The following is a 17,734-nucleotide window of genomic DNA, read 5'->3' on the forward strand; positions in this document are numbered from 1 at the left end:
CGCAACGAACGTGTTTCTTCTCTTTCTTATCCCGCATTTGTATATTTGCTTCTCTTTAGAGCAGGCGTAATAATATGTTTCAATGAACGATGTAATTTCGTTACAAGAATTGCTGCTATAATCGCTTTTATGCAATCACCTGGTAAAAACACAACACTTACTTTCATCGTTTCCCATACAGAAATATCCATTACGAAAGCTTGCACAAGGATACCAAATACATAAACTACGAAAATACCACCAATTATATTAATACATAATACTTTTATAATAGAAACTTCACGCAAACGCTCAATTAAGTAACCAATGACAAATGCTCCAACGATATAACCAAGTAAATATCCTGCACTTGGCCCAACAAATACGCTAAAGCCACCACGTCCACCAGCAAGTAATGGCGCTCCAACTCCTACAATAAGTAAGAAAATAAGCTGGCTTAATGCACCAAGACGTGATCCTAACAATCCACCAGCAAGCATAACACCAAGTGATTGTAATGTAATTGGAACTGGTGTAATAGAAAGAGCAATTGGAGGTATTAACCCTAACACTCCCATAATAGAACTAAATAAAGCGACGAAAACTAAGTTTTTTGTATTCATATTTGCTTCTCCTATTTGTAAACTCAAAATGATTTTTAGATAACATATTATAGGAGTTATATTATCTTTCTATCTAGCATTTGTCAACTTATTTTTAAAATAGGTTTACAAATATAAATTCCATTATTTCTCTTTATGCAAATGCTCGAGTTCTTTCCGAAGCGCCTGTTTTAAAAACTTCCCAACAGATGTTTTCGGTATTTCTTCCATAAATACAATATCGTCTGGTAACCACCACTTCGCAAACTGTGGTTTTAAAAACTCATATATTTCTTCTTTTGTTACTGTACTATTTTTCTTTTGAACGACACAGGCAACTGGGCGCTCTTGCCACTGCGGATGAGGAACAGCAACGACAGCCGCTTCAAATATAGCATCATGTGCCATTAAAGCATTTTCAAGGTCTACTGAAGAAATCCACTCGCCTCCGCTTTTAATCACATCTTTCGTGCGGTCGACAATTTTTACGCAACCTTCCTCATCGACTGTGACAACATCTCCTGTATATAACCATCCATCACGAAAGCCTTCAACAGTACGATCATCGTTATAATAGCTTTCAGCGATCCACGGTGCTCGTAAACATAGTTCTCCCATCTCCGTACTATCCCACTTCACTTCACCATTTGTACCGACTACTTTCATCTCTACACCAGGAACAAGATACCCTTGTTTTGATCGAATTTCTAATTGCTCTTCATACGATAATTCTGTTTCATAACTTTTTAAACGTGCAAGTGTTACGAGTGGGCTTGTTTCGGTCATACCATATGCATGGATGAACGGAACATTATGTTTCTGTTCAAATGCTTTAATAACACTCTTCGGTGCAGCTGCACCACCGCATAGTATTCTCGTCATACTAGATAAATCGTAACTATTATTTTCTAACTCTTGTAATACACCAAGCCAAATTGTCGGCACACCAGCAGCTAACGTCACTTTTTCAGCTTGAATCATTTCTAATAAAATTTTTGGCGTAAACATCGGTCCTGGAAGCACTTGTTTTGATCCAAACCAAGTAGCTGCGAAAGGTAGTCCCCAAGCATTCACATGGAACATCGGTACAATAGCCATTGCCGCATCACTTTCCGATAAAGCAGCTGTATCTGCTAAACCGAGTGCCATACAATGCAGTACAGTACTACGATGCGTATATACAACACCTTTTGGATTTCCTGTAGTCGCTGACGTATAACACATACCAGCAGGTGTATTTTCATCAATATCTTTTACAAATTGGAAATTTGGATCGCCTTCTTCTAATAGTTTTTCATAATGATATACAGGTTCTAGCGTAGTATTTGGAATTTCATCTTTATCAGTCATAATAATGTAAGCTTGTACAGTTGATAATTGTGATTGAATATTTTCAATGAGCGGTACGAGATCTTCATCAATAAGTAGAATTCGATCTTCTGCATGCTGAATAATGTATGAAATATGTTGAGGAGATAAACGAATATTAATTGTGTGCAAAACGGAAGCAATACCAGGAATAGCAAAATACGCTTCCACATGTCGATGATGATTCCACGCTAACGTTCCTATACGCTCGCCTTCTTTAATTCCTAATTTTTTTAACGTACTGGAAAGCCTTCTCGTTCTTTCACCTAACTGCTTATACGTTAATGTCGTAACTGTGTCATGTGTCCGTGAAACAATTTCTTTCTTCGAAAACAGTTTTTCTGCTCTTTCCATCATAGAACTAATTGTTAGCGGTACATTCATCATCATATTGGTTATATCCCCCTTTAAAGCGTTTTCATTTTTCGTTTATTATAACAGACTTCTACAAATAATCACGACATTTTTCTGTATTTTCTGAATTATTTCTTTGGAAATAATTCAGAAAATACTAAGAGAAGATATGCTAAAATTCCTTCTTACGATATATAAATACCGAAATAACAAAAGAAAAGATATATATGATAACGCCAAATATTGTATATAGAATGGAAGCATATAAAGATGAATTTAAATTTGATATTGGAAATTGTTCTATTAGATAGCCAATTACACTTTGTAATCCAAAATAAGTAACAAGTCCCCCGCATGCGCCTCCAATTGTAATAGCATCAGATTTTTCTGCTCCAAAAACATAGAGAAGTGGGTAGGCTATTGCTCCGGCATTAAGGATGATGAACGTCCCTAAAGAAACACTCTTAAATATCCCATCATCAATTGGTGTATCTGAAACGAAACTATGTATATAAAATATGCCATACGACAATAAAGTACCAATAATTACAACTAAAAAATAGAAAAGGTAATGACTTTGTACAATGTTATTTCTAGTAACCGGTAAAGTAAGTACATATTTTTCATAACCTGACTTACTCTCATATTTAATAACTTCAAGTGCAGGAATTGCAGCAAATAAGATAATGAATGTAGCAATTAAACGGTACATTGAAGCATTACCAAAATAAAAAACAAATCCCGATCCTAATATCGCTATTCCCATGAACGTAAAGAAAGTTCGATACACTAGATAATAGTTTGTCAATAATAAACCTCTCATTTATTTTTCACTCCTCGTTAATAAGACACTCATTTCTTCTATCGAAATAGTTCTATGAGCAATACCACTTGGTAATTTATATATATCTGATACGAGTACATTGAAATATGAACCAAGTCTCCTTCTAGCCACAACTATATCTTTGTTAATTAAAGCTAATTGTTCTTCATCAACGTCTACAATGGAGTAACTTTTCAAAACTTTATCCTTTTCTTCGTTCAATAAAATTTCTCCATCTTTTATAATGATAAGATGGCTAGCTATTTTTTCTACATCACTCATAATATGAGAAGAAAGTAGTATACCACCATTACTTTTACTCACAAAACTTTTTAATTCCTCTAACACCTCTTCTCTAGATGAAGGATCGAGACCACCCGTCGCTTCATCTAGAATTAATAATTTTGCATTATGCGATAACGCAACAGCTATAGTTAGTTTCATGGACATTCCACGCGAGAATTTACCTACTTTCTCATTAGTAGGTAAAGAAAAAGTATGAACTAATCGATAAAAATTATCTTGATCCCAAGATTCAAACATCTTTTCAAAAACTTTGTTTAGTTGCTTTATCGTAAGATGAGCCGGTAGATTCATAGCATCAAATACGACTCCTATCTTTTCCTTAATCTTGGCATCTTTATTTATATTTTCTTCACCAAATATTTTTACTGTACCACTATCTTTAGAAATTAATTCTAGTACTGTTTTAAAGGTTGTTGATTTCCCTGCTCCATTGTCACCAATGAATCCAACAATTGATCCAGACGGCACATTGAAGGAAACATCTCTTAAAACAACTTTGTTTCCAAATGATTTACTTAAATTTTCAATTTCTAGAAGATTTGACATCATTACACTCCTATCTTAACTTTTCATAAAAATATGTTTTCATTTATTAAAAATTATCCACTTTTTCTCTCACTTTCTTTTTCAGTTTAAAAATAAGACGATTACTATATTCTTTATTTTCTACTAAAATTCGATACGCCTCTAATACTCCTAACACACGAACAAAAAGATAAACTCCAATAGCAATAAGTACAACACAATAAGGGTGATACTGGACTAATTCTCCTGAAGTGATATGCTTTTTCTCAAATAAAAAAGGTAGCGCTCCTGCTGCTATAAAACAAAATCCAACGATTATTACTACAGCATACTTTTTCTTAATAATTGCATATCTTGTTGTCAATTCTTTTAGAAAGTTTTGATCAAATAATAATTCTTCCTTTTTTAATACATTGTATCGACTCTCTTCTATCATTACAGGTACCATCATCGCTCCAATTCCAAGGACAGCAATAATAATAACAAGGAATGTCGACATTGTTGCATCTTCTTTAAATAGTAAATATGGTATTGTAGATAAAATGAGTAAACTAAATCCTAGCGCTATATATTTAGAAATTTTTTGTCCATACGCTACATACCCTTCTGCCATTTCCTGACTTACGTAATAGCCATCCACATTTTCATTACTTTTCTCTGCAGTTTCTTTTAATAAATAGTCGAGTGATACTTCAAAAACATTTCCAATCATTATTAACTTTTCAGTTTCAGGAAAACCTTGACCGTTTTCCCATTTACTAACCGCTTGCCTTGTTGTGTTTAATTTCTCAGCTAATGCTTCTTGAGAAAGGCCCTTTTCCTTTCTTAATTTAAAAAGCTTTTCACCAAATCCCATATGTGTGTGTCCCCCTTTGTTTTCTTACCTAAATTGTATGTAAACATTGCCTTTATCTCTATCTTCCTGCGGTTGCACTTTGTCAACTTACGGTTGCGAATGTGTTATATAGCGGTTTTCTATACAATTTAGCTAGTTTTCTTTTATGATTATGGTGTAAATAAAAACCTCCCATCTCAATAACCAATTATAACAATTAAAGGTAATTATTGTTACCCGAAAATAAAAACTCCTTTATTTATTTAAAGGAGTTTTCGATATGAAATATTCTAAGATGAGCTAATTTTTCTTTCTCATACTAATTCACAATTTCTTCTATACATTTTTGTACGTTGTGCAACGATTCATAAGCATCCCACACAGTATATGTTGTCATCTCTTTATATAAGGCATATTCATATATATGTAAATATTTCTCCTATTAACTTCCCTAATAAAAACACTTTTTAATAATCATAACGGCTTCTGCTTAAACTTTTCATAATGTCGTACTTTTAATAAAAGGACATTCCCGCAATCTGTACAAATATAAGCATCTACTGGTGAAGATGTGAACATCGTCTCCTTTTTCCGTATTTGTGCATAACCGACAAACTCACCTTCTCCTATATTTTGAGAACCACAATTAGAGCATGTCTGCACGTCTTTCTGTTTCATGAGAGCACCACCTTTAATCTGTTTCTACTCCCTTCGACAGTTCACTTCCATTTCCCTTCCAAAAAACCTCTTATTCTCTTACATTTCAACAGGAATCTCAGAACAAACATCGTATATGTACTATGAAATATATTTATTGACGGAGGAATCTCATGAGTACAATTATGACAATCAATACCGCACAAGAAATTGAAAACGCAGAAATACATATGCTTTCTTCTAGATTAGCACTATTACAAGCAATGGACGGAAATCCAATGCAGGTACAAGTGAAAAAGTTCGGTAGTGCCACTGCCTTTTCATCAAAAGTAATTGCTGGTCCTGCTTTTAATACAGTAAAAGGCGTTACCTTTACAAATACAGATGAGATAGATGCGATTCTCTCTTATTATCAATCACTACAAATTCCTTGCCGTTTTGAAATTACACCAGCGCAAGGTACAGCTGAACTATTTCAATACTTATCTCAAAAAGGTTTTTATCAATCTAGCTTCCATACCGCTTTATATAGTACACCGCGAGAAGATCCGTCCCTTCTTCCTTCTAACATTTCAGTACGCAAACTAAAAGAAAATGAGTTTGATGTTTTTGCAGACATATATGTACGTGGATTTAACATGCCATCCTTTACAAAAGATGGCGTGCGCCAAAATAACGAAATTCTCCACAATAAACCAGGATGGCATTTTTTCATAGCTGAAGTTCAAAACATTCCTGCGGGCATTGGTGTCCTGTATATAAATAAGGGTGTCGCATCATTAGCTGCTTCTGCTACTTTGCCAGAATTTCAGCGTAAAGGTTGTCACACTGCATTAATTCAAAAACGAATTGAGACAGCTATTGAATCCAATTGTCATTTAATAGTCGGACAAGCAAGATTCGGTAGCAGCAGTCAAAATAATATGGAACGTGCCCATATGAAGATCGCTTATACAAAATCAATCTGGACCGCCAAAAACATATAATTAACATCCTTTCTCTTCTCATTACTACTTTATACACTTTATGACAATTCCTTTTCAACTCTATTAACCATTTGAATATTCAAACTAAATCTGTTACGCTATTGCTAGATACATCATTCAACTTGCAATATGAAAAGAGAATTCTAATCAAACTACAAGGAGGAGAAATGTATGACAAAGCATGATCATGGTTTAAAAGAAAAAGTAGAAGGTGCCATTGATAAAGTAAAAGGTGAAGTAAAGGAAGTTGTCGGGAAAGTAACTGACAATAAGAAATTACAAGCTGAAGGAAAATGGGATAAGGTAAAAGGCACTGCTAAAGATACTGTCGGTAATGTAAAAAAGAAAGTTAATGAATATAAAGAGAATAAAGAAAATAAATAAAAAACGAAAATGTAGGGTTGTGCAAGTAGTAAGTTACTAGATTTGAGAAAAGAGAAATTGCACCCATAAAAAATCATTTTAAAACGACAAATAGATGCCTCAAGGCATCTATTTGTCTATAAATAACTATTTTAATTACCCAACCCTTAAGCTTTTCCTTACTAACATTTTCTAACATAATGCCTTTGCTACAGTAAAGGCTTACTTTGTGAAATTTGGTTTTAGATCACCTGTATACGGTTCATGCTCAACAAAGATTTTTATATCTTTTCCATTCGCATCTTTCCCCATTCTTGTATACGTAAATTTCTCTTTATTTAATTCTGTAAGTTCAAGAACTGCACCGTATTTATTATTTCCTAACGAAACGTGAGCTCTTATTTTATTACCATGTACAACATCAAAGAAACCGTAGTCTCCACGACTTTCTCCAGTATTCACATTGAAAAACTCGTATTTATTTGTATTTTTATCGTATTTTGCTAGACTGATTAAGTTTGAGTTATATTTTGTTACATCATTACCTTGGTCGTCTAATACCACCGTTCCGTTCCATAGTGTACTAGATAAAATTTCATCTCCATCAACATCTTTAACTATTTTACCTGTTGAACTTTCTAAATTTTTATCAGGCCGCGTGAAAGAAAGTTCTTTTTCATGGTACGGAATATGTTCAACAAACACCTCTACATCGTTCCCTTTTGTATCTTTCCCCATTCTTTTATATGTAAATTTCTCCTTATCTAATTGCGTTAATTCAACAACTGCTTGATAATTTTGCGTCTCAGAAATTAGTACTCTTTTCTTTCCATCATTCGTTATAAAAAAGGTACCGCTATCATTACGACTCTCTCCTGTATTTGCATTAAAAAATTCATACCTTGCCGTTTTAGCATCATACTTTGCAAGCCCGATGAAATTTTGATTTTCTTTCGTTACATCATTATGATCTTTGTCATAGACTTTTGTCCCTTGCCAGTTTGTTTCACCAAGTATACTAGCTAGTTGTTGCCCCTTCGTCTTTTGAGTTTGCTTAGTTTCTTGTATTGCATTGTATAAAAATTGTGCATACTGTTCACGCGTCACATCCATATTTGGAGCAAAATTTCCTCCGCCTACTCCTTTTGCAATATTATTTGTTTGAACAGCACTAATTGCATTGCTTGCCCATGAGTTCGTTGAAACGTCATTAAAAGTGTGATCACTCTTTGCCTTTAAATGAAAAGCATTTGTAAGAACTTGTGCCATTTCTGCACGCGTTAAGGAAGCCTTCGGTCTAAAGTTCCCATGCTCGTCACCCTTAAAAACGCCCATTTCTGTTAAAGACAAAATCTCCTTTATATAACTTGTCGAATCTTCACTTACGTCTCCATATGGGTTCTGATAATTTTTGTCTTCTGCCAAATTAAAATAACGATATAGTAAAGCTGCAACTTGTTCGCGTGTCACGTTATCTCCAAAACCAAATCTTCCATCATCATAGCCGAAAATGATTTTCTCGTCTGTTAATTGCTGAATCGCCTCATATGCCCAGTGCCCCTTTGGAACATCTTTAAATACACCAGTATGATTCGTTTTTGGTGTAATCTCTTCTGCTTTCACCACTCCAGTCGTTTCACTTAATAGACTTCCACCTAAAACTGCTGATATGATACATGTTTTTAAAATTGTTTTATTCATAGCTTCCCAAACCCTTCCTTCATTTAACAAAGAATTACACCACTTTTCTTTCAAAAGAAGATTCTATGTGCGCAATTTATGTTATAAATTTTGATTACAGCTAATGGAATACAAAGTGTTACACATTCAAATTTCTTATTTATAGTATCAATAGCTGCTATATATAGGAATTATAAATAACAACTATAAATTGCCCATAAACAAATTATTAAAAAAAGATAAAATTAAGATAATATATTTTTAATCTCAACTTTTTTATAAAAAAACGTTCCTTTTGGCAAAAAAGATGGCTTGAAATTAAAAGTTCATTCTATTTTTTTGTTTATGTTATCATGATAAAAGAAAGAATATTTCGAAATAAAAAAACTTGAATTTGGGCAGAAATGAGGAAAAGAAATTGAATATTGAGCAACAATTATATGATGTGGTGAAACAGTTAATTGAACAAAGATATCCAAACGATTGGGGTGGAGCCGCAGCGATTCGTGTAGAAGATGGAACAATTTATACAAGTGTTGCTCCAGGCGTAATAAATGCTTCAACAGAACTTTGTATGGAAACAGGTGCAATTTTAGAAGCTCATAAATTTCAAAAGAAAGTTACACATTCTATTTGTCTTGCGAGAGAAAATGAGCATTCTGAATTAAAGGTACTCTCGCCTTGTGGTGTATGCCAAGAACGTTTATTTTATTGGGGACCAAAAGTACAGTGTGCGATTACAAATGCTAAACAAGATATTATTTTTAAACCTTTAAAAGAGTTGCAACCATATCATTGGACAGAAGCATATCATGATGAAATGGCAAAAGAATGGAGTACGAGATAGAGGAATAAGTTTCATTATTTTCCTGATGACAATAAAAAAATGTCACGTCCTTTTCCAAATAAAACATCGGAAAAGGACGTGACATAACACTTATTTTATAATTGACGGAAGTTTACTTCCCTTCACTTTTTTCTAACACATACAAATCTTCTTCAATATTAGATAGTTTCTCTGTTACAAGCTTTCTTGCATCTCCAATTGCTTGATTGTATGCAAATGGTCCAACTAATTTAATCATTTCTTCTATTAAACGCTCTGCTTGGAAACGTCCAATTTCATCTAAATCTTCTTCAACGAAAAATTGCTGAATTTGTGCTACAAGCTCTTCTTTTTTATCATTTGGTATTTTTATATTCATCATCATTTATTACTCCTCTATATGTAAGATAGTATGTTTCTTAACTCTACCATAGAAAAACGCTTTCCAGGACAACTTTTTGTAACGCCTTCTAGCTCCCTATGACCGAGTATATTTTCTTTCTTTATAGCAAACCGATTCATAAACATTTTACATAAAGAATATAATGCATTCATTTGTGCGGTAGTTGGATCATATTTATCAAAATTACCCGTCATACATATTCCAATTGCATCTCTATTATGATCTTTCGCATGTGCTCCAATATGTAAACCACGTCCTTCAACTACAGTTCCATCTTCTTCAATAAAATAATTGTAACCGATCCCGCTCCACCCTCTTACTTTTTGATGAAATTCATGTGTTTTATACACATCCCATCCATCTTCGGATGTATGGTGAATAATCAGTTTGTTTACTTTTTCTAAAGGAACTAATTCATCTTGAAATGCTAAATTTACACATTTAATTTCTATTTGAATATCCCCCTTAAAAATCAATCATCATAATTGTTTTATCATCTGGTCGTATTCTCTTTTCCCCTTCTAACTCTTCAATAATTGCTACATATTCATTTATACTATTCTTTCTTATATATGCAACAGTTTGTTCGAGTGGCCAATCTGGGTGGAATAATCCGTCTGAACAAATAAAAATCCCACTCACTTCATCTACATGTAATTCCCCATGCTGCAAATAATGAATTGCTTCTTTCATTCCATTCGCAACGGAATATCCCCCCTTCACATTTGCAAGATAACGATTGTATTTTAACTGTTCTCGCACATCTTGAAAAACATGTTCTTCTGGTACAGATAACCCTTTTTTACGATCTTCTTCTCTTTTCTTTTTTGCTCGTTTACTAATTCCTTCAACCGTATCTTTCGTTAATACTTGCATCGTTCCTTTCCGAAATATTGCGACAATCATACAGTCCCCTAACTGTGCGTATTCAATTTTCTCACCAACTATTTGGACTGCCGCGATACATGTGCACCACAAATGCTCTTTCTTTCTCGTATCTACTCCATATGCTAACATTTTTCTTTGCAATGCTTCATTTGCTTTTGCAACTGCAACTTGTAAACTATGATTTTCGCGGAATGAATTAAAATAACTTGCAAATAAATGTGAAGCGATGTATGCTCCATTATGTCCCTTTTCATCACGAAACGGGACAAGTGGTGTTGCACCGTCACATACACCATAAATCTTTTTTTCTTCATTACAAAAATAAGAATCCTCACATTCTTGCTTCAACGGGCTTTTCTGTTGATATGTTTTTATCTTCACAACTGTATCCCCTTTCAAATGGTAAAATACTCAAATTCTTTTGATTAATCTAATTTTCCGAAATAAACTGTTTTTACCCAAAACTTTCAATATCATATATAATCTTGAAATAATATGAATTTTTCAGTGAAGGACGGGAAAGAGATGGTCAGATTTCTTGGTGTTATTATTGGTTCTATTATTATTGCGATTGCCTTTAATCTTTTCCTTATCCCCCACAAAATTTTAAGTAGTGGAATTGGCGGAATTGCTATTATTTTAGGGATTGTAACTCCTGTAAACACAGGTATTATTAACTTTGTATTAAACTTACCTATCCTTATTTTAGGATACATAGGTCTTGGAAAAAAAGTCATTTTTAACACGATTGTCTCTGTTATTGTATTATCTGTTGCATTATACTATGTTCCAGTGAAAGTTGTAGCAACAGATCCACTTTTATCATCTATCTTTGGTGGTGTTATTGCCGGAGCTGGTATCGGTCTTGTTTTTAACTGTAATGGATCAACTGGTGGATTTGATATTATCGGTATGTTGTTATCTCGCAAAAGAGATATTAAACTTGGCGGATTCCTTATTGTTTTAAATGCAGTCGTTGTAATCATTGCAGGATTCTTCTTCACTTGGGATGTTGCCCTTACAAGCTTACTTTCCATTTATGTAACTGGTAAAGTTATCGATGCTATTCATACGAAACATCGAAAGGTTACACTTATGATTGTAACAAATGAAGCAGAAAAAATGAAAAAACAACTTCTTTCAACTGTTGTACGTGGCATTACATTACTTGATGGCGAAGGTGCTTATTCTAGCGAAAAGAAACGTGTACTTATGACAGTCGTTTCTCGTGAAGAATTAGCAAGTATGAAATTAACAATTTCTGAAATTGACCCTCATGCATTTGTTAACATTACAGAAACGGTTGAAGTATTAGGATTGTTTAGAAAAGGTTAAAAAACTAGGTGGATTTCCACCTAGTTTTTATTTTCCATAAATTCAATTCGATTTCCGAACGGATCTGACACATAAAATCGAATTACATCTGGTCGTGCATGATCATCTATTACTTCAATGCCTTGCTGTATTAACGCTTGTTTAAATTCATCTATGTTTAAAACATAAAAAGCCGGATGTGCCTTTTTAGCTGGGGTAAAGTTTTGCTCAACTCCGATATGAATCTCTTGATTTCCACACTTAAACCAGCACCCACCGCGCTTCTTTAATTCCTCTGGCTTTGGGATTTCCTCCATACCAATTTTATTACTATAAAACTCTCGCGCTTCTTCACACCCTACAGGCGCAGCTACTTGTACATGATCGATCCCTTGAATATAAGTTCTCATTTTCTCTCCCCCTCTTCTACCCTAATGTTATAAGGAAAACCTACTCCTGTAACTTACAAATGATTTATAAAACAATATAAGCTCCCCTTATTACCACCCTATACGTACTTTTCCAAAATAAAGAAAACAAAATTTATTATATAACTTCCATTTTTTATAGAAATACACGTTACATCTATATTATAGTTATGAATAGACAAATCTTTTTAGATGCTATTTGTACGGAGGAACTATTATGAGTCGTAAAAAATATTCATCAACTCAAAAAAAACGTCATCCGAACATTTCTAGACGTTTACGCAACCATATACAAGATTGTTCATTAACAGAAATGTACGCATCTCTGTTCGAACACAACCCTGATGGTATTATTTCATTAAATTTAGAGGGAATTATTATACACACTAATCCTTCTGCCGAAAGAATACTAGGTTACACTTCTTCAGAATTAGAGCGGAAAAGCATTACCTCGATTTTAGAAGCTCATATTTCTGAGCAAGTATTACAAAATATAAAGAATACGGAAGCGGATAATCAACAAGAATATATTTTATCTATTTATCATAAAGATGGATTCCTATTAGATGTCGTGACAAAACTAGTTCCTATTTTTGTCCAAAATCGTCTAACTGGCGTATATGCCATTATGAAGCCTCTTGAAAAATCAGAAAGAATTGAGAAAAAGCTGAAAGAAAGTGAGAAGAGATTACGCACATTAGTAAACTCCATGCCTGCGTTTGTTATATTTAAAGATCATGAAGGGCGCTGGCTTGAGGCAAATGACTACGCACTTTCTTGCTTCAATTTCCATCATGTACCTTACCACGGAAAAAAAGATAGTGAACTCATTCAATATAATGAAGCGTACCGAGAAGCTTTTTTACATTGTGAAGAAGTCGATGAATTAGCATGGCAACAAAGACAAATTCTTCATGGTGAAGAATTTATTATTCATAGAGATGATTTCGACCTAATCTTAAGTATATCGAAAGTTCCTCTCTATCACCCTGACGGCTCCCGTAAAGGTCTTATCGTAATGGGAAGAGATATTACTGAGCTAAAGGAAACGGAAAAGTTATTACGAAAATCTGAAAAGCTCGCAGTAGTCGGACAACTGACAGCTGGAATTGCTCATGAAATTCGAAATCCACTCACTTCTCTAAAAGGTTTTCTAACATTGCTACTCCCTGAAATAAATGAGGAGCAGAAGTGGTATATCGATGTTATGTTAAGTGAAATTTCACAGATGGAATCTATCACGAGTCAATTTATGGCGATGTCTAAACCACAAGTATTAGCAATCCAAACTTGTAACATACAAACTTTAATTGAAGAGGTAGTTACATTTATTTTACCAACCGCAATTATGCATAGCGTTCATATCATTATGGATCATTTTGATTACGTATATGACATTCAATGTGACGGTAACCAATTAAAACAAGTTTTTATAAATATATTAAAAAATGCGATTGAAGCAATGCCAAATGGCGGAAATATTTTCATCCAAACAAAACCATTAGAGGGTAATTTCATCTTAATACGGATTATCGATGAAGGTTGCGGTATCCCAGAAGATCGTATCTCCCGTTTAGGCGAACCTTTTTATAGTTTAAAAGAAAAAGGCACAGGGCTAGGATTAATGATGTGTTACAAAATAATTGAAGAACATCATGGTAAATTACACATTTCAAGTGAATTAAATAAAGGTACGGTCGTTGATATTCACCTACCACTTTCTTCACCTCACCTTGCAATCCAGTCTTAAATAATAAAAGAAGCATCTGCTAACGATTAGCAGATGCTTCTTTTATTATTTATACTTATAGAACTGTTTTTCCATACCATTCTTTTGCTTTTTCTACTTCACCCATCGTTAATTGATGTCCTCTATTTTCCCAATGCATTGTTACATTAGCGTTTGCATTTTCTAATAGTAGCTTCAATTCCTCTGACTCAGAAGATGAACAAATTGGATCATTTGTCCCAGCAGCAATAAACACGGATTTCCCAGCTAAATTAGGCAATTGTGTTCCTCTTCTAGGCACCATTGGGTGATGAAGCACAGCACCTTTTAACGCATTTTCGTAGTGGAATAATAAGCTTGCCGCAATGTTTGCTCCATTTGAATAACCGATAGCTACAATGTTATTTCTATCAAATTCATATGTTTTTGCAGCTTCGTCTAAAAACTCATTTAATTCCTTCGTACGGAAAATAAGATCCTCTTCATCAAAAATACCTTCTGCTAATCGACGGAAGAAACGTGGCATCCCATTCTCTAATACATTTCCACGGACACTTAATACTGAAGCTTCCGGATCCATTATTTCTGCAAGTGGTAATAAATCTAATTCATTACCTCCTGTACCATGAAGTAATAGCAATACTGGTTTTGACGTATCTTTTCCTTTTTGAAAAACATGTTTCATCATAATCCTTTTCCCCTTTCAATCACTTTAATCTAAATTTCTCACTTCAAATGGTAAAAGCGTTTGTTCAATCTGTTTTCTATGTTTTTCATATTGTTCCGGTAACTTTAATTCCTCACCCATCGTCTCTAACGATTCATCATGAGCGAAACCAGGGGGATCTGTTGCAATTTCAAATAAAATTTCACCGTGTTCTCTAAAATAAATTGCGTTAAAATAATTTCGATCTTGTACAGGAGTTACGTGGTATCCAAAACGGGACACATGCTCTTTCCAGTCTAGCTGATCAGCATCGTCACTCGCTCTCCAAGCAATATGATGAACTGTACCAACACCCATTTGACCGCGTCCGATTGTCGATAATTTCAAATCAATAATATTGCCAATATTAGCAGAAGAACGGAATCGAACAAATTCACCCTCTTCTCCAATTTTCTCAAGACCCATGATATGTTCTAACAGTTCAGCAGTTTTTTGAGGCTGCGTTGATAAAAGAACTGCACCGCCAAATCCTTTAATTGCTACTTCTGGCGTAACTTCCCCAAAAGTCCAATTATTTAATTCGCCTTCTTCTCTTTCTACTAATTCTATATGCAAACCATGTGGATCATCAAATTCTAAGTACTGTTCCCCAAATCGAGTCATTTTTGTATACGAAACATCGAATTTTTCTAATCTATTTTCCCAAAACTCCATTGCCCCTTTTGGTACAACATAAGAAGTGATTCCTACTTGACCGTCACCAATAACTCCTTGACGAGCACCTGCCCATGGGAAAAACGTAATAATTGTTCCCGGTTTTCCTCCTTCATTACCAAAATAAAGATGGTACGTACCTGGATCATCAAAATTCACTGTTTGTTTCACTAAACGTAAACCTAACACACCAGCGTAAAAATCTACATTTTCTTGTGGATGCCCTACAATCGCTGTAATATGGTGGATGCCCATTGTTTTCTTTTCCATTTCTTCCACTCCTTTTTTATTCCATTATAAAAATTGCTTTACATTAAGATTCATTATTCATTTTGTCCATACTGACTAGTAAAATCCGTCATGATAATTTTATCTCGAATTCGAGATATTGATTTTAAAATTACACATTAACTTCCAGTTCCTTAAATTATCTCAAATTCGAGATAATTATTAAAAAAATATTTAATCCATTTGAAATCTTTATTCAAAGTACAAATTAACTCGAACTCAAATTTATTATAAGTTACTTACTTTTAGTTGTCAACAAGTTCCTTATTTTCATTTTAAATAAAAAGAGAGTAAACGCCAGTTTCGTTTACTCTCTTCGCTAATCATTTCGTTTCTTCTTCCAGCACTGCTTCCATCTCATTAAATTCACGATGAATTGCTTTAACTGGTTCTTTCGTTAATAAACTTATAACAATCACAGCTAATAAGCTACAGAAGAATCCAGGTACCATTTCATACATAGTCGCTTTTAAACTTGGAATTTGTACCCAAGTAATTACAACTACTGCACCAACAATCATCCCAGCAAGAACGCCCCATTTGTTCGTTCTCTTCCAATATAAACTTAATAAAATGGCAGGTCCGAATGCTGAACCAAATCCTGCCCAAGCATAACCGACGAGTGTTAAAATTGTATCACTTGGATGATACGCTAAAACAACTGCGATCATAGCTACTACTAAAACTGACATTCTACCGATAAATACAAGTTCTTTATCACTTGCGTTACGACGGAAAAATGTTTTATAGAAATCTTCCGTTACTGCACTTGAAATAACAAGTAATTGCGAGGAAATACTACTCATAATCGAAGCCAAAATAGCTGATAATAAAAATCCAGTAATGTACGGATGGAATAAAATATTTGAGAATGTTACAAAGACCATTTCCGGATCTTGTAATGTCGCATTATTTTTAGCGTAATAAGCAATACCAACTAGACCAGTAAGCATTGCACCTATAATTGAAATCGTCATCCAACCGATACCGATTCTACGAGAAGTTTTCAAATCTTTAATAGAGGTAATTGCCATAAAGCGGACAATAATATGTGGTTGACCAAAATACCCAAGACCCCATGCTAAAAAGGAAATAATACCAAGAATTGTGGTCCCTTTAAACATATCTAAATGCGATGCATCAACTTGCTTAATCGTATTGAATGTTTCTGTTACACCACCGACATCTGTAAAAGCAACAATTGGTACTAATACGAGAGCAATAAACATAATACACCCTTGCACAAAGTCGGTCCAACTTACTGCTAAAAAACCACCGAATAGTGTATAAGCAACTACGACACCAACAGTTACAAATAAACCAATTTTATAATCAAGGTTGAAAGAATTTTCAAACAAACGTCCACCTGATACTAAACCAGCCGACGCATAAAATGTGAAAAATACTAAAATGACGATAGCGGAGACAAAACGAAGTATTTTCGTACGATCTTTAAATCGATTCTCTAAAAAGTCTGGAATCGTAATTGAATCATTAGCCACTTCTGTATACGTTCGCAAACGCGGGGCAAGAATTAAATAGTTTACATAAGCACCTATTAATAAACCTATCGCAATCCACACACTTGATAACCCTGTCGCATACATCGCACCAGGTAATCCCATTAGCATCCAACCACTCATGTCAGAAGCACCAGCTGATAAAGCTGTAACTGCTGGACCGAGTCCCCTTCCGCCTAACATATAATCTGATAAATCGGATGTCTTCTTATAAGACCAATAACCGATATACAACATACCTGCCATATAAATAGCAAGCGAAACCATAATCTCAATCTTCACCAAATCTCTCCCTTAGTTACATAAGCCATTCAAAATTTCGAAAAATGACTTTTTCTATTTTCTTGTTTTCGCTTATGGTTCCCTACCTTAACAAACATTTTTTGTTCTTTCAAGTGAACAGGTGTTTTTTACTGCATGTGAAAACCTTCATAAACGCCTTTATCCCAGTGGATTACCCGGTTTTTAAAAGAAATTAA

The 17,734-nt window shown here is 34.2% G+C and carries 19 protein-coding genes and 1 pseudogene; 5 read left to right on the top strand and 15 right to left on the bottom strand.

Translation table 11 applies throughout. From position 1 onward, the window contains the following. Positions 1-26: 26 nt before the first annotated feature. The 7 genes and pseudogenes from ACTT1L_RS04670 to ACTT1L_RS04700 all read right to left on the bottom strand — a co-directional run bounded on the left by ACTT1L_RS04670 (position 27) and on the right by ACTT1L_RS04700 (position 5,470). Positions 27-602: a biotin transporter BioY gene (locus ACTT1L_RS04670; RefSeq protein ID WP_046198966.1), complete on the bottom strand. Its 576-nt coding sequence runs from the start codon at positions 600-602 to the stop codon at positions 27-29. A gap of 123 nt (positions 603-725) precedes the next feature. Beyond that, on the bottom strand, positions 726-2,339 hold the full coding sequence (locus ACTT1L_RS04675) for a long-chain fatty acid--CoA ligase (protein WP_071742836.1): 1,614 nt from the start codon (positions 2,337-2,339) through the stop codon (positions 726-728). A 136-nt stretch (positions 2,340-2,475) separates the two neighbouring features. Next, on the bottom strand, positions 2,476-3,126 hold the full coding sequence (locus ACTT1L_RS04680; protein WP_071742834.1) for an ABC-2 transporter permease: 651 nt from the start codon (positions 3,124-3,126) through the stop codon (positions 2,476-2,478). Further along, complete coding sequence (locus tag ACTT1L_RS04685) at positions 3,127-3,978, bottom strand: ABC transporter ATP-binding protein (RefSeq protein ID WP_071742833.1); 852 nt, start codon at positions 3,976-3,978, stop codon at positions 3,127-3,129. 46 nt (positions 3,979-4,024) lie between these two features. Then, positions 4,025-4,813, bottom strand: coding sequence for a helix-turn-helix domain-containing protein (locus tag ACTT1L_RS04690; protein WP_071742831.1), 789 nt, complete (start codon positions 4,811-4,813; stop codon positions 4,025-4,027). A gap of 301 nt (positions 4,814-5,114) precedes the next feature. Further along, positions 5,115-5,248, bottom strand: a pseudogene (locus tag ACTT1L_RS04695) (GNAT family N-acetyltransferase); the annotation flags it as partial. Positions 5,249-5,266: 18 nt separating this feature from the next. Beyond that, positions 5,267-5,470 carry a hypothetical protein gene (locus ACTT1L_RS04700; RefSeq protein ID WP_000810212.1) on the bottom strand — a complete coding sequence of 68 codons (204 nt, stop codon included), beginning with the start codon at positions 5,468-5,470 and terminating at the stop codon, positions 5,267-5,269. A gap of 152 nt (positions 5,471-5,622) precedes the next feature. Here ACTT1L_RS04700 and ACTT1L_RS04705 point away from each other — a divergent pair, with 152 nt between their 5' ends. Beyond that, entirely contained in the window at positions 5,623-6,435 is an 813-nt protein-coding gene (locus ACTT1L_RS04705; RefSeq protein WP_000104265.1) for a GNAT family N-acetyltransferase, read from the top strand. Between the two features lie 171 nt (positions 6,436-6,606). Beyond that, positions 6,607-6,819, top strand: a complete 213-nt coding sequence (locus tag ACTT1L_RS04710; RefSeq protein ID WP_000160413.1) for a CsbD family protein — start codon at positions 6,607-6,609, stop codon at positions 6,817-6,819. A 201-nt stretch (positions 6,820-7,020) separates the two neighbouring features. Here ACTT1L_RS04710 and ACTT1L_RS04715 read toward each other — a convergent pair whose 3' ends face one another. Then, positions 7,021-8,499 carry a DUF4822 domain-containing protein gene (locus ACTT1L_RS04715; protein WP_061131730.1) on the bottom strand — a complete coding sequence of 493 codons (1,479 nt, stop codon included), beginning with the start codon at positions 8,497-8,499 and terminating at the stop codon, positions 7,021-7,023. A gap of 397 nt (positions 8,500-8,896) precedes the next feature. On the opposite strand from ACTT1L_RS04715, the gene ACTT1L_RS04720 reads away from it, so the two are divergent. Continuing rightward, positions 8,897-9,325, top strand: coding sequence for a cytidine deaminase (locus ACTT1L_RS04720; protein ID WP_071742829.1), 429 nt, complete (start codon positions 8,897-8,899; stop codon positions 9,323-9,325). A gap of 112 nt (positions 9,326-9,437) precedes the next feature. On the opposite strand, the gene ACTT1L_RS04725 is transcribed toward ACTT1L_RS04720, so the two are convergent. The 3 genes from ACTT1L_RS04725 to ACTT1L_RS04735 are packed head-to-tail and all read right to left on the bottom strand — an operon-like array spanning position 9,438 to position 10,994. Further along, complete coding sequence (locus ACTT1L_RS04725) at positions 9,438-9,689, bottom strand: DUF2164 domain-containing protein (protein WP_001983516.1); 252 nt, start codon at positions 9,687-9,689, stop codon at positions 9,438-9,440. 11 nt (positions 9,690-9,700) lie between these two features. Then, a complete protein-coding gene (locus tag ACTT1L_RS04730) occupies positions 9,701-10,159 on the bottom strand; it encodes a peptidoglycan recognition protein family protein (RefSeq protein ID WP_071742828.1) in 459 nt (152 codons plus the stop codon). Between the two features lie 13 nt (positions 10,160-10,172). Next, positions 10,173-10,994 carry a protein phosphatase 2C domain-containing protein gene (locus ACTT1L_RS04735; RefSeq protein ID WP_046198971.1) on the bottom strand — a complete coding sequence of 274 codons (822 nt, stop codon included), beginning with the start codon at positions 10,992-10,994 and terminating at the stop codon, positions 10,173-10,175. Positions 10,995-11,120: 126 nt separating this feature from the next. Here ACTT1L_RS04735 and ACTT1L_RS04740 point away from each other — a divergent pair, with 126 nt between their 5' ends. Next, entirely contained in the window at positions 11,121-11,930 is an 810-nt protein-coding gene (locus ACTT1L_RS04740; RefSeq protein WP_000251338.1) for a YitT family protein, read from the top strand. 20 nt (positions 11,931-11,950) lie between these two features. On the opposite strand, the gene ACTT1L_RS04745 is transcribed toward ACTT1L_RS04740, so the two are convergent. Next, positions 11,951-12,319: a VOC family protein gene (locus ACTT1L_RS04745; protein WP_442821817.1), complete on the bottom strand. Its 369-nt coding sequence runs from the start codon at positions 12,317-12,319 to the stop codon at positions 11,951-11,953. Between the two features lie 235 nt (positions 12,320-12,554). Here ACTT1L_RS04745 and ACTT1L_RS04750 point away from each other — a divergent pair, with 235 nt between their 5' ends. Then, positions 12,555-14,087, top strand: a complete 1,533-nt coding sequence (locus ACTT1L_RS04750; protein WP_071742826.1) for a BA3702 family sensor histidine kinase — start codon at positions 12,555-12,557, stop codon at positions 14,085-14,087. A 55-nt stretch (positions 14,088-14,142) separates the two neighbouring features. On the opposite strand, the gene ACTT1L_RS04755 is transcribed toward ACTT1L_RS04750, so the two are convergent. The 3 genes from ACTT1L_RS04755 to putP all read right to left on the bottom strand — a co-directional run bounded on the left by ACTT1L_RS04755 (position 14,143) and on the right by putP (position 17,537). Beyond that, complete coding sequence (locus ACTT1L_RS04755) at positions 14,143-14,754, bottom strand: alpha/beta hydrolase (protein ID WP_000975470.1); 612 nt, start codon at positions 14,752-14,754, stop codon at positions 14,143-14,145. 24 nt (positions 14,755-14,778) lie between these two features. Then, the gene (locus ACTT1L_RS04760; RefSeq protein ID WP_000412746.1) at positions 14,779-15,717 is read right to left on the bottom strand and encodes a ring-cleaving dioxygenase; all 939 of its coding nucleotides are present in this window, start codon (positions 15,715-15,717) and stop codon (positions 14,779-14,781) included. Between the two features lie 341 nt (positions 15,718-16,058). Beyond that, positions 16,059-17,537: a sodium/proline symporter PutP gene (gene putP, locus ACTT1L_RS04765; protein WP_071742824.1), complete on the bottom strand. Its 1,479-nt coding sequence runs from the start codon at positions 17,535-17,537 to the stop codon at positions 16,059-16,061. Between the last annotated feature and the right edge of the window lie 197 nt (positions 17,538-17,734).

The sequence above is a fragment of the Bacillus sp. FH genome, from assembly GCF_052216825.1.
Classification (GTDB): Bacteria; Bacillota; Bacilli; order Bacillales; family Bacillaceae_G; genus Bacillus_A; species Bacillus_A paranthracis.